Genomic DNA, 12,695 nt, shown 5'->3' on the forward strand with positions numbered 1-12,695 from the left:
ATGACTAACCGCTTCTAGAAATAACCAATTATTACAATAAAAGGGTTGTTCCTATCTTTTTTGGGACAGCTCCTTTTTCCACAAAGCACGATTCTATTATAAAAATAAATACACAAATAAAGGGCAGAAGAAAGCTCCGATAACAGCCGTTAAGCCCATTGATAAGGAACCAACTGATAATTCCTGTTCCCCATATTCTCTTAATTTCACAAGACCTACCCCATGTGAGGCACTTCCTACTGCCACTCCCCTACTCACAGCAGAGTCGATTTTACCATACTTAATGACTAACGGTCCGATAATGGCCCCTACAAACCCTGCAATCATAACGAAAACAGCCGTTAAAGGAGGAATGCCCCCAATCGTTTCGCTCACCTGCATTCCAACAGGCGTTGTTAATGATTTAGGTAAGGCTGTCAGCATCCAGCTTGGTTCTACACCGATCCATTTTAGTAACACAAAAATTGTCACTAAGCCTGTTATCATGCCGATTACAAGTCCTGATAAAATAGAATACTTATATTTCATAATAATTGCCCGTTGATTATAGAGAGGATATGCAAGTGCCACAACAGCTGGCCCAAGCATTTTCTGAAGCCATTCCCCACCTTGCATATAAGTTGAATATGGAATATCAAACACAAGTAAAATCACTGCACTGACAATCGTAGTCGTGACCAAGGGAATCATGATAGGATGGGGAAATCGTTGATAGAGCTTTGTAAATAAAATAAACATGATGATGGTGCTAAGGACAACCGTTACTTCAATCAACAGTCAATTCCCCCTTTCCTTCTTCTCCCGTAATTTTCGTACCTTCCTTTTTCGCCAATTCTCTTTTTTCAATGAGTTGTGTCAGCAATCCTGTTACATAAATAGAGATTAATGTACTAGCAATAACTGCTAGAATTATGAGCAGACCAGTGATTGACATGAGCTCTGGATAATCAATAACACCTACAGTTGCTGGAATGAAAAACAACGTTAAGATGCCAATTAAAAAACCTGCTCCATCTTGTATATATTCGACCTTAATAATTTTAAAATTGAGTGAAAGTGCTAATAAAAGTAAGCCAATGACACTTCCTGGAAGAGGTATGTGCAAATAAGAAACAATGCCAACCCCCATGTAATAGAAAATAGTAAGTATACCAATTTGCACAATAATCCGAACAACTCGTAACAACAACGCAGCAAAATTTTCGTTCAACATTTCGCCACTTTTCACCCCCTATATCGTTCATTCTACATCTGTAGGAATTTTCTGTCTATTATAATTTTATAAAAATAACAATCAAATGGAGAAATATCCAACCAATTCTATAAAACAGTATTAAAAGTCCTATTCTACAAGAACTTCATAAGACTCAAAAATATGAGTGAAGATGCGATTGCCTATTGGTCTGAAAAATTACAGGCAATGTCTGAATCAAAAGAATGGCAAGCTGAGGTGACCCGTAATGGTTGGCAAGCAGAATACCGGACAATCAAAATAAAATAATCATTGAACTACTAACAGCTCTTGGTATGCAAAAATAACGAATCGTTTTTTAAAAAAAGACACAAGTATTTCCATTAAATATAGAACTACTTGTGTAACTCTATTCTATTTTCAACGGAGGTGTAAAACGGTTGAGCTATACATTTGATATAACATCTAGCATTATCCTCTTAGCACTTAGCATTTTGTTTATTTTTCAAGCAACTCAGATTTCTGATAGTGCTTATGGGTCTACAGTTGGGCCTAAAATTTTTTCATTAGGTTTAGGTATTATTTTAGGTTTATTAAGTCTTCAATTATTTTATGAATCATGGAAAAAAGCTGTGAGAGAGCTAGTCACAGGAGGATCAACTACTTCTTCTAAAATAGCTTCAACAGAGCTCAAAAAGTTCTTAATCATTTTAGGTAGCGCTCTTGCGTATGTATTTTTCCTTGAAAAAATTGGCTATATAATCACAACATTTTTATTTTTGTGTATTAGTTTCCAAACAATGGAACTACTAAACTTACTTATTCAATTATTATTGCAGCTGGATTTTCACTCGGCATCTATTATTTATTTACAAGTTTACTAGGAGGATCATTACCTAGTTTCCCAATTTTTTAGTACAGGAGTGAACATATGTCAACATTGCAATTTTTAGCTGATGATTTTGCAGTTGCCCTTCAATGGCAAAACCTTTTATTCGCTCTTGTGGGTGTCATAATTGGTACAGCAGTTGGTGTACTTCCAGGTATAGGTCCAATGAGTGGAGTTGCATTATTAATACCTGTTACAGCAACTATTACAACTGGACTACCTACTGAGGCTGCTGCTACAAGCTCCATTATTTTACTTGCAGGGGTATACTACGAGGCCATGTATGGTGGATCAACAACCTCCATTCTATTAAACACGCCTGGTGAATCGTCATCAGTTGTGACAACATTGGATGGCTATCAAATGGCTAAACAAGGCCGTGCAGGAAGTGCTCTTTCGATCGCGGCCATTGGCTCATTTTGTGCGGGCGTTGTAGCGCTACTAGGTCTGATATTATTGGCAAATCCATTGTCAAAATTAGCACTTAAATTTGGACCCGCAGAATATTTTTCTTTGATGTTATTAGGACTTGCAGTAGTTAGTGGCCTAGCAGGACGTTCTATTACCAAAGCTTTAATTATGACTGTTTTAGGGCTTATGCTCGGGACAGTTGGTATTGATGCCGTATCAGGTATCGAACGTTTTACATTTGGTCAGCCAATGTTGTTCTCCGGCATTGTATTTATAACTATCGCTGTTGGTTTATTTGCATTAGGCGAAGTATTTAAAACCATTCTTGAAAAAGAAGAAGAGGATGGTCAATTAGCCAAAATTAATTGTGTATTACCAACAAAGGAAGATTTAAAGGATAGTGCTGTTCCTATTGCTTGCGGCTCCTTATGAGGCTTTTTCATTGGCGTATTACCCGGTGCAGGTGCAACACTTGCCTCATTCATTTCTTATATTACTGAAAAAAATTTAGTAAAACACCCGAGCAATTCGGAAAAGGTCATATTGCGGGTGTAGCTGGGCCAGAATCAGCGAACAATGCTGCCTCAGGCGGTGCAATGATCCCATTACTAACATTAGGAATTCCCGACTCAGGTACTACTGATATTTTAATGGGTGCACTTATTATGTATAATATTCAGCCAGGTCCATTATTATTTGATGAACATCCTCAAGTTGCTTGGGGATTAATTGCCAGTATGTTCATTAGAAATTTAATGTAACTAGTATTAAATATGCCTTTAGTCCGCATTTTTGCCAAAATCATCGAAACACCTAAAAAATATCTATTGCCTATAATTATTGCCATTTCAATTTTTGGTGTTTATGCCGTGCAATTCGCCACATTTGACGTATTTTTATTAGTAGCTTGTGGTGTTCTTGGTTATCTATTTGCTAAAAATGATTACCCAGTAGCTCCCTTAGTCCTTGCACTGGTACTAGGGCCAATGATTGAAAATAATATGCGCCGTGCATTAACCATTTCGTATGGAGACTTTTCTACTTTTATAACAATGCCTTTATCATTACTATTTTTAGTGATTTCCATTTCATGGTACTTATACCACTAATTATGAAAATACGTGGTAAAAATGTTCTTATTAATGAAGAAGGGTAATTTTTCTTAAAGATCCACTATACTTCTATTTGTATAGTGGATCTTTACTATTTTATAATGCGTGACCAGAGCCACCATCAATATTCACAGCTGTTCCTGTAACATAGCTCGCCGCATCAGATGCTAAGAAAGCGATCACGTTTGCTGCTTCTTGTGTATCTCCTACTCGACCAAGCGGAATTGCTTGTCCCACTTTACGAGAATAATCTTCCCACGATAAATTTGGTGCTTCCTTTTTCCATTTCTTTTCGATTTGATCACTACGAATAAGTCCTATACATACAGAATTTACTCGAATATTATCCTTCCCTAAATCCTTGCTCATCGCTTTCGTCAAGGCAAGCCCCGCAGCACGGCTTACAGTAGTAGGAAGTGAGCTTGCAGGTGGAGTTTTAGCCATCACAGCAGTCACATTAACGATTGCACCGCCACCAGCCTTTCGCATATATGGAGCAGCATATTTTGAACAATGAATAGCACCAAATACCTTTAAATCTAAATCTGCCTGCCACAGCTCACTACTCACCGTTTCAAAGGAATTCGCTGAAGCTGTACCAGCATTATTAATAAGAATATCCACACGTCCAAAATGCTCTACAGTACGCTCAATGAGATACTTACAATCTTTTTCTTTTGTAATGTCAGTTGGAACAATTAATACATCTACGCCTGTTTCGTTTTTTATACATCCTGCAGCCACTTGCAGTTGCTTTTCACCACGAGCGCAAAGTACAACCTGTGCACCCTCTTTAACAAGCTGCATGGCTGTATAATAGCCAATTCCTTTACTCGATCCTGTTATAATTGCTACTTTCCCCGTTAAATTAAGCTCCATTATTAAATCCTCCCTTACTTTCTACAATGCTATCATTATAGCATTTATCGATTATTCAGAATAATCAAAGGAGCTTCTAAATGATAGAAATTCGATTTGAAAGCTATAATGACGGAATTTTTCATGAAGAGCTACTTATTACTTTTCATTATCATTAAAGCCTGTTATGGGAACAAGCTAATATAAAAATTAATTGTTCATAAAAAGATTTAGATTTCTAATGACGGTTTTTATAATAAAAATTTCCGTTTTTCACTTCAATCGGAGAGCACATTTTCGAGTTGTTACCCTTTCTTACTCACCCATCTGTTCTTAATAATACAGTGGCATCAAAAAAGGAGTGTAGATAAGCGAATGATCCCGCTTTATCTACACTCCTTTATTCAAATTATTTTTTCGCTACAATGTGGATTGGGTTGCCAAGTAATACTTCAGCAGTTTCCATTGTAATTTCACCTAATGTTGGGTGAGCGTGAATTGTTAATGCGATATCCTCAGCAGTCATGCCGCCTTCAATCGCTAAGCCCATTTCAGCGATCATATCAGATGCACCAGCACCTACGATTTGAGCACCAATTAATAAGCCATCCTCTTTACGAGCAACAAGTTTCACGAAACCTTCTGATTGGTTTAATGCAAGAGCACGACCATTTGCTGCGAATGGGAATTTCGCTGCAGTGTATTCAATGCCTTCAGCTTTTGCTTGTTCTTCATTGTAACCAACTGTCGCCATTTCTGGATCTGTGAAACATACAGCTGGCACTGCAAGATAATCAACAACTGATTTTTCACCCGCAATTGCTTCAGCAGCAACTTTACCTTCGTAAGATGCTTTATGTGCAAGCTGAGGACCTGCTACGATATCACCGATTGCATAGATGTTTGGAATATTTGTACGACATTGTTTGTCAACATTGATTAGACCACGTTCACCGAATTCAACTCCGATTTCAGCAAGGCCCATTTCATCTGTATTTGGACGACGTCCTACAGTAACTAATACGTAATCAGCTTCAACTTTTTTCTCTTCTCCGCCTACTTCATAAGTTACTACTACGCCGTTTTCAGTTTCTTCTACGCCTTTTGCAGATGCGTTAACTTCAACTTCAACGCCTTTCTTTTTAAGGCCTTTTTTCACGATTTGCGTCATTTGTTTTTCGAAGCCAGCTAAAATATCTTTTCCGCCTTCAATAATTGTTACTTGAGAGCCAAGGTTCGCATAAGCTGATCCAAGCTCAGTACCAATATAACCGCCACCGATAACAACTAATTTACCAGGTACTTCTTGTAGAGAAAGTGCACCAGTAGAATTTAATACACGATCAGTGAATTTGAATGTTGGAATTTCAACTGGACGAGAACCTGTTGCAATAATGACATTGTTAAATGTGTAAGTTTGAGCAGATTCACCATTGATGATACGCACTGAATGAGCGTCAACGAAATAAGCTTCACCTTGTACAATTTCAACTTTGTTACCTTTAAGTAAGCCTTCAACACCGCCAGTTAATTTCTTAACAACGCTGTCTTTAAATGCTTGTGCTTTTGAGAAGTCTAATTTCACATCAGAAGCGATGATTCCCATGTCATCTGAATGTTTAGCTTGCTCAAAACGGTGACCTACTGAAATTAATGCTTTTGATGGGATACAACCTACGTTTAAGCACACTCCACCAAGTACATTTTTTTCAACGATTGTTACTTTTTGGCCAGTTTGAGCTGCACGAATTGCTGCTACATATCCTCCAGGACCTGAACCAATGACAAGAGTATCTGTTTCGATTGGGAAATCTCCTACTACCATTTTTGTTACGCCTCCATTAATAATAATTCTGGCTCACTTAACAAACGCTTTAAATGATTTAAAGCATTTTGCGCAGTGGCTCCATCGATCATACGATGATCAAAGCTCAATGATAATGCTAACACAGGTGCGGCTACAATTTCACCATTTTTTATTACAGGTTTTTCTGAAATTCGACCAATACCTAGAATTGCTACTTCAGGATGGTTAATAACTGGTGTAAACCATTGTCCTCCTGCAGAGCCAATATTCGTAATGGACATGGAAGCACCTTTCATTTCATGTGGTGCTAGCTTACCTTCACGGGCTTTTGTCGCTAATTCATTAATCTCATTAGACACTGCAAATACAGATTTACGATCTGCATGCTTAATAACTGGTACTAGTAAGCCTCTTTCAGTATCTGCTGCAATACCAATGTTATAGTAATGCTTTTGGATAATTTCTTGTGTTGCATCATCTAAAGAGCGATTAAATTCTGGGAACTCGCGTAAAGTTGAAATAAGTGCTTTCACTACATATGGTAAGTATGTTAATTTAACACCTTTTTCGGCAGCGATATCTTTGAATTTTTTACGATGTGCTACAAGAGCTGTTACATCGACTTCATCCATTAGTGTAACATGAGGAGCCGTTTGTTTCGAGTGTACCATTGCTTTTGCAATCGCTTTTCGAATACCTGACATTTTTTCACGAGTCTCTGGGAAATCCCCCTCAAGAACTACTGGTGCTGCTGGTGTAGACGTTTCTTGTTGAACTGTATCTTCTGATGTTTCGATATTTGCAGTTTCAGCCTCTACAGTGCCGCCACCTTTTAAGAAGTTTTCAATATCTTCTTTAAGGATTCGACCATTTTTGCCTGTACCCTTCACTTCACGAATATTTACATCGTTATCACGGGCAAATTTACGTACAGAAGGCATCGCGATCACACGTTTTGTTTCATCAACTACTGTCTCCACTTTTTCTGGAGCATTTTCAGGAGCTTTTTCTGGTGCCTTTTCCTCTTTAGCAGGAGCTTTTTCTACGTTTTGACCAGATTCAGCAGTTGCTTGAACTTGTGCCTCTGTTTTTGCTTCGGCATGATCGTCACCTTTTAGCTTTAAGTCTTCATAGCCAGGTGCGTCTAATCGGATTAAAACATCGCCAACTACGGCAACTGTTCCTTCTCCTACTAAAACTTCCTCTACTGTTCCTTCAACTGGTGAAGGGATTTCTACTACTGCTTTATCATTTTGTACTTCACAAAGAATATCGTCTTCTTTTACTGTATCTCCAGCTTTAACGAACCATTTCACAATCTCGCCTTCGTGAATACCCTCGCCAATATCCGGTAATCTGAATTCAAATGCCATGTGTACCCATCCTTTCTATTTACTGTTGTTCAAGTTTAGAAGCTTTATTAGAATGTTAAAACTTTTTTCGCTGTTTCCATTACATCTTTGTAGTTTGGTAACCAAACACCTTCAGCTTGTGGGAATGGGTACACAGTATCTGGTGCAGCCACACGAAGAACAGGAGCCTCTAAGCTTAAAATTGCACGCTCTGTAATTTCTGCTACTACGTTCGCAGCGATACCTGCTTGTTTTTGAGCTTCTTGGACAACGATTGCACGACCTGTTTTTTCAACAGATGCGATAATTGTTTCCACATCGATTGGTTGAATTGTACGTAAGTCAATTACTTCTACAGAATGTCCTTCTTTTTCAAGTTCTTCTGCAGCCTTTAAGCTTTCATGAACCATTAAACCGTAAGCAACAATTGTTAAATCAGTACCTTCACGTTTTACATCCGCTTTTCCTAGTGGAATTTCGTATGCTTCCTCAGGCACTTCTTCACGGAATGAACGGTATAGTTTTAAATGCTCTAAGAAAATAACTGGGTTGTCATTACGAATAGAAGAAATAAGTAAACCTTTTGCATCATATGGTGTTGATGGAACAACAACTGTTAGTCCTGGTTGTGCTGTCATTAAGCTTTCTAAGCTATCTGAGTGCATTTCAGGTGTGTGTACACCACCACCAAATGGTGAACGGATTGTTACTGGAGCATTGTAGACGCCACCACTACGGTAGCTCATACGTGCTAGCTGGCCACTAATTGAATCCATTACTTCATAAACGAAACCAAAGAATTGAATTTCAGGAACTGGACGGAATCCTTGAAGAGAAAGGCCAACTGCTAAGCCACCAATACCTGATTCTGCTAATGGTGTATCAAATACGCGGTCAACCCCAAATTCTTTTTGTAGGCCTTCTGTCGCGCGGAATACCCCACCGTTGACACCTACATCTTCCCCGAATACAAGAACGTTTTCATCATTCTTTAATTCTGTGCGAAGTGCATCTGTAATTGCTTGAATCATCGTCATTTGTGCCATAGGTTATTTCGACTCCTTCTCTTTATAGATTTCATACTGTTCTTTTAGATTAGATGGCATTTCGCCTTTATACATATTTTCCATTAATTCTGTTACTTTTTGTTTTGGAGCAGCATCTGCTTTTTTGATTGCTTCTTTAATTTCTTCTTTTGCTCGCTCAATAACTGCTTCTTCTTTTTTCTCATCCCATATACCTTTTGCTTCTAGGTATTTACGGAAGCGAACGAGAGGATCTTTTTGAGCCCATTCATTATCTGTATCAGAAGTACGGTAACGAGTTGGGTCATCCCCAGCCATTGTATGAGGACCATAACGGTAACACATTGTTTCAATTAATGTTGGGCCTTCACCATTAACCGCACGCTCACGAGCATCACGAGTTGCTACATAAACTGCAAGCGCATCCATTCCATCTACTAAAATACTTGGTAAGCCTGCTGCTACACCTTTTTGTGCAATTGTTTTAGCAGCTGTTTGCAATTCACGAGGTGTTGAGATTGCATATTGGTTATTTTGTACGATGAAGATTGCTGGAGATTTAAATGCACCTGCAAAGTTAATGCCTTCATAGAAGTCTCCCTGAGAAGAACCACCGTCACCAGTATAAGTTACTGCAACAGCTTTTTTCCCGCGTTTTTTAATACCAAGTGCTACCCCAGCAGCTTGAATATATTGTGCTCCAATAATAATTTGTGGAGCTAAAACGTTTACACCTTCAGGAACCTGATTGCCCATGAAGTGACCACGTGAGAATAAAAATGCTTTTTCAAGAGGTAAGCCATGCCATACAATTTGAGGTACATCACGGTAACCTGGTAAAATCCAATCTTCTTGTTCTAATGCAAAGTGAGAAGCAAGTTGTGAAGCTTCTTGACCAGCAGTCGGTGCATAGAAGCCTAAACGTCCTTGACGATTTAATGAGATTGAACGTTGATCTAAAATACGTGTGTAAACCATACGTGTCATTAACTCAACTAGTTCCTCATCTGATAATTTCGGATCTGCCTCTTTATTTATAATTTCGCCTTCTTCATTCAAAATTTGAAACATTTCAAACTTATCTTCGATTTCAGTTAGCGTTTGTTTAGCATCAAAAATATTATTGTTTTTCTTGCTCATTTGTCACATCTCCCTTTCAGCTGTATTAAAATAAATCACCTTTTTAACTAGTACAACTTATTCTTGACACTCAGTATACTGAATAAAATACTGTCGGTCAATCATCTATTACTGCTATATACAAAGATTTTTTCTAGAATAACAATCAAACACCGCTGTCCTATACTGTATTACTAATATTCAAATTCTGTATTACAACACCTTACTCACACCATACAACTCTTACGTTTTCCAACAGGTTTTCCCCTAGTAGAATACCCCATTCTCGAAAATCTAATAGCATTAGAAAAATTTTTTGAGTATATTCAAATAAGGACTTTTTTCATGGGATTGTACGAAAACGTGATGTATACTTATTAGTAAGCACTACAAAGTTGAAAGGAAGATTACTATTATGATTTTAATGGATGATATTATCCGCGAAGGTCATCCGACTTTACGCACAAAAGCAGAGGAAGTTAAATTCCCTTTAACTGAAGAAACAAGAAAGCTTGCTGAGGATATGCTTCAATATTTAATCAACAGCCAAGATCCTGAAATGGCAGAAAAATATAATTTGCGTAGTGGCATTGGTTTGGCTGCCAATCAGGTAAATAGCTTACAGCGTATGTTTGCTCTTCATTTAAAAGATGAGGCTGGTGAACAATTAAGCTTTGTAGCCATAAATCCAAAGATCGTTAGCCATTCTGTTGAAAACACATACCTATCATCAGGAGAAGGTTGTCTTTCTGTTGACCGTAATATTCCTGGGTATGTACCTCGCCATGCACGTATCACAGTAAAATTTAAAACAGTTGATGGTGAAGAGAAAAAAATGCGCCTTAAGGGCTTGCCAGCGATTGCCTTTCAGCATGAATTAGATCATCTAAATGGCGTTATGTTTTATGACCGCATTAATGAAAAGAATCCATTTGCAGAAATACCAGATTCAATCCCATATGAGCGCGACTAAAAACAACCTCGGCAGTTTTTTACTTCTGCCGAGGTTAATTATTATTTATATTCTAATTGTCTATCCATATTTAACCGAGCATTGATCGTTTCAATTAATGCTGGCAACTCCGCCATTGTTTCAATTGTATAATGAGCGCCAGATTCTTCAAAAACACATTTTGTTTTCTCTATGATTTGTCGCTGTTCTTCTGAAGATAGGGCATTGAATTCTTCTTCGGATAGTCCCATTTCTGAGCTTCCAATAATAACGCCAACAGCCCAAACACCTGCATTTAAGGCTTCCTTTATATCTGATGTTGTATCGCCAACCTTCACAACTCGCTTCGTCGCTTGCGAACCTAATGCCTCCATATTTTTAAAAATCATATATGGATATGGTCGCCCTTTATCACCAACCTGTGTTGGTGTTACAAGAAAATCAGGTTGATAGCCCTTGTCAGTAGCATGCTTTGTCACTACTTCCATCATTGCATCTGTATAGCCAGTTGTAGAGCCTATTCGAATACCTGCATCTCTTAATTGCTGTACGGTTGTTTTCACGTGCTGGATAGGATCTGTATAGGTCGCCAAAGACTCCATTAATTTTGTTTCAAAATGATTATACAATACATGTACATCCTTTTCAGTAAAGGATTGTCCATGTACACGATGCCATTCTGCTTTAATTCTTGGCATTTCTAGCATGGTGCGGATATGATCAATTTTCAGCATCCCCATTGGTTTACGAGCCTCTTCCAGTGTAACTATTACACCAGCATCTTCAAAAATTGTTAAAAAAACATTAACAGGGGCAAAACAACCAAAGTCAACTGCTGTGCCTGCCCAGTCCAAAATAACCGTCTCAATTTTCATTGTTTTTCACCACCATATAATTTTCAATGCTTTCACATAATGCAAGAATATCTTCCTCATGAATATCACCAATATTGCCAATACGGAATGTATCGGCATCCGTCAGCTTACCTGGATAGATAACGAAACCTGCATTTTTTATTTCTTGATAAAAATGCTCAAAAGAAAACTCTTTATACGGGAATAAAAATGTTGTGATAATTGGTGATTGAAGCTCCTCCGAAATATACGCTTTAAATCCCAGCACTGACAAGCGAGAGCGAAGTAGTTGATTATTATACGCATAGCGTTTGTAGCGGGCATGAATTCCGCCTTCTTCATTCAACTCTTCAAGCGCCTTAGCAAAAGCTGCCACTACATGTGTAGGCGATGTGAAACGCCATTTCCCATCTTGCTTCATTACTTCCCACTGACTATGCAAATCTAATGCAACACTTCGAGCTTGTCCCTTACATTTTTCCAGTGCTCTTGTATTCGCGATAACAAAACCAAAGCCTGGCACACCCTGAATACATTTATTGGCACTACTAATACAAAAATCAATATGCAAGCTTGATAAATCCATTGGTACGCCTCCAAAGCTACTCATGGCATCTACAATAAACGTTTTGTTGAACGAATGAACAACTTCCCCAATTTCTTTAATAGGATTTAAAATACCAGTAGTCGTCTCACAATGTACGAGAGCTACATGAGTAATACTCCTATCTCTTTCAAGGAAGGATTGAACTTCTAACAAGGAGGGCTGTTCATCAAAAGGAGCACTATAAACAACATGCTGTAACTTTAAGGCTTTAGCCATTTCAACAATTCTTTCACCATAAGCACCATTTGTTAGTATCAGCAACTTATCATTTTCACCAATTGCTGTTGTGAGTACAGACTCTACTACAAAGCTTCCACTTCCTTGCATTAGTACCGTAGTGTAATCAGCTTCATCAACTTTTGCTAATTTTAAGAGTTGCTTACGAATCACTTGTGTCACATTTTTATAATCATCATCCCATGTACAACGATCTTTTAACATTTCTCGTTTCACTGCTTCAGTTGTTGTCAATGGACCTGGCGTCAATAATTTATAGTTACTCATCTGCTATAACTCC

The 12,695-nt window shown here is 38.0% G+C and carries 11 protein-coding genes and 2 pseudogenes; 4 read left to right on the forward strand and 9 right to left on the reverse strand.

The genetic code is table 11. The features are described from left to right. Positions 1-96: 96 nt before the first annotated feature. A complete protein-coding gene (locus tag EW028_RS16545) occupies positions 97-774 on the reverse strand; it encodes an LrgB family protein (RefSeq protein ID WP_131521655.1) in 678 nt (225 codons plus the stop codon). After that, complete coding sequence (locus tag EW028_RS16550; RefSeq protein WP_227744968.1) at positions 767-1,213, reverse strand: CidA/LrgA family protein; 447 nt, start codon at positions 1,211-1,213, stop codon at positions 767-769. Before EW028_RS16550 ends, EW028_RS16545 begins: the two co-directional genes overlap by 8 nt. Positions 1,214-1,375: 162 nt before the next feature. Between EW028_RS16550 and EW028_RS25910 the strand changes: the two genes are divergently transcribed. The 3 genes and pseudogenes from EW028_RS25910 to EW028_RS16565 all read left to right on the forward strand — a co-directional run bounded on the left by EW028_RS25910 (position 1,376) and on the right by EW028_RS16565 (position 3,648). Next, on the forward strand, positions 1,376-1,501 hold the full coding sequence (locus EW028_RS25910) for a hypothetical protein (RefSeq protein WP_255501675.1): 126 nt from the start codon (positions 1,376-1,378) through the stop codon (positions 1,499-1,501). A gap of 131 nt (positions 1,502-1,632) precedes the next feature. Next, positions 1,633-2,108, forward strand: a pseudogene (locus EW028_RS16560) (tripartite tricarboxylate transporter TctB family protein). 15 nt (positions 2,109-2,123) lie between these two features. Continuing rightward, a pseudogene (locus EW028_RS16565) lies at positions 2,124-3,648 on the forward strand (tripartite tricarboxylate transporter permease). Between the two features lie 52 nt (positions 3,649-3,700). Here EW028_RS16565 and EW028_RS16570 read toward each other — a convergent pair. The 5 genes from EW028_RS16570 to pdhA all read right to left on the reverse strand — a co-directional run bounded on the left by EW028_RS16570 (position 3,701) and on the right by pdhA (position 9,786). Continuing rightward, positions 3,701-4,483 carry an SDR family NAD(P)-dependent oxidoreductase gene (locus tag EW028_RS16570; RefSeq protein ID WP_131521657.1) on the reverse strand — a complete coding sequence of 261 codons (783 nt, stop codon included), beginning with the start codon at positions 4,481-4,483 and terminating at the stop codon, positions 3,701-3,703. 388 nt (positions 4,484-4,871) lie between these two features. Next, entirely contained in the window at positions 4,872-6,287 is a 1,416-nt protein-coding gene (gene lpdA / locus EW028_RS16575) for a dihydrolipoyl dehydrogenase (protein WP_131521658.1), read from the reverse strand. Positions 6,288-6,292: 5 nt separating this feature from the next. Beyond that, complete coding sequence (locus EW028_RS16580; RefSeq protein WP_131521659.1) at positions 6,293-7,642, reverse strand: dihydrolipoamide acetyltransferase family protein; 1,350 nt, start codon at positions 7,640-7,642, stop codon at positions 6,293-6,295. Between the two features lie 47 nt (positions 7,643-7,689). Beyond that, entirely contained in the window at positions 7,690-8,667 is a 978-nt protein-coding gene (locus EW028_RS16585; protein WP_004224734.1) for an alpha-ketoacid dehydrogenase subunit beta, read from the reverse strand. 3 nt (positions 8,668-8,670) lie between these two features. After that, entirely contained in the window at positions 8,671-9,786 is a 1,116-nt protein-coding gene (gene pdhA / locus EW028_RS16590; protein WP_004224731.1) for a pyruvate dehydrogenase (acetyl-transferring) E1 component subunit alpha, read from the reverse strand. 394 nt (positions 9,787-10,180) lie between these two features. Here pdhA and def point away from each other — a divergent pair, with 394 nt between their 5' ends. Continuing rightward, on the forward strand, positions 10,181-10,738 hold the full coding sequence (gene def, locus EW028_RS16595; protein ID WP_131521660.1) for a peptide deformylase: 558 nt from the start codon (positions 10,181-10,183) through the stop codon (positions 10,736-10,738). Between the two features lie 41 nt (positions 10,739-10,779). Here def and phnX read toward each other — a convergent pair whose 3' ends face one another. Beyond that, a complete protein-coding gene (gene phnX, locus EW028_RS16600; protein ID WP_131521661.1) occupies positions 10,780-11,592 on the reverse strand; it encodes a phosphonoacetaldehyde hydrolase in 813 nt (270 codons plus the stop codon). Continuing rightward, the gene (phnW, locus tag EW028_RS16605) at positions 11,582-12,682 is read right to left on the reverse strand and encodes a 2-aminoethylphosphonate--pyruvate transaminase (RefSeq protein WP_131521662.1); all 1,101 of its coding nucleotides are present in this window, start codon (positions 12,680-12,682) and stop codon (positions 11,582-11,584) included. Before phnW ends, phnX begins: the two co-directional genes overlap by 11 nt. Positions 12,683-12,695 lie beyond the last annotated feature (13 nt).

This window comes from Lysinibacillus sp. OL1, from assembly GCF_004332175.1.
Taxonomy (GTDB): domain Bacteria; phylum Bacillota; class Bacilli; order Bacillales_A; family Planococcaceae; genus Lysinibacillus; species Lysinibacillus capsici.

Coding starts and splice junctions, on each gene's coding strand:
- EW028_RS16550 (WP_227744968.1), bottom strand. CDS start 1,213: ATGTTGAACGAAAATTTTGCTGCGTTGTTGTTACGAGTTGTTCGGATT.
- phnW (WP_131521662.1), bottom strand. CDS start 12,682: ATGAGTAACTATAAATTATTGACGCCAGGTCCATTGACAACAACTGAA.
- EW028_RS16570 (WP_131521657.1), bottom strand. CDS start 4,483: ATGGAGCTTAATTTAACGGGGAAAGTAGCAATTATAACAGGATCGAGT.
- def (WP_131521660.1), top strand. CDS start 10,181: ATGATTTTAATGGATGATATTATCCGCGAAGGTCATCCGACTTTACGC.
- lpdA (WP_131521658.1), bottom strand. CDS start 6,287: ATGGTAGTAGGAGATTTCCCAATCGAAACAGATACTCTTGTCATTGGT.
- phnX (WP_131521661.1), bottom strand. CDS start 11,592: ATGAAAATTGAGACGGTTATTTTGGACTGGGCAGGCACAGCAGTTGAC.
- pdhA (WP_004224731.1), bottom strand. CDS start 9,786: ATGAGCAAGAAAAACAATAATATTTTTGATGCTAAACAAACGCTAACT.
- EW028_RS16580 (WP_131521659.1), bottom strand. CDS start 7,642: ATGGCATTTGAATTCAGATTACCGGATATTGGCGAGGGTATTCACGAA.
- EW028_RS25910 (WP_255501675.1), top strand. CDS start 1,376: ATGAGTGAAGATGCGATTGCCTATTGGTCTGAAAAATTACAGGCAATG.
- EW028_RS16585 (WP_004224734.1), bottom strand. CDS start 8,667: ATGGCACAAATGACGATGATTCAAGCAATTACAGATGCACTTCGCACA.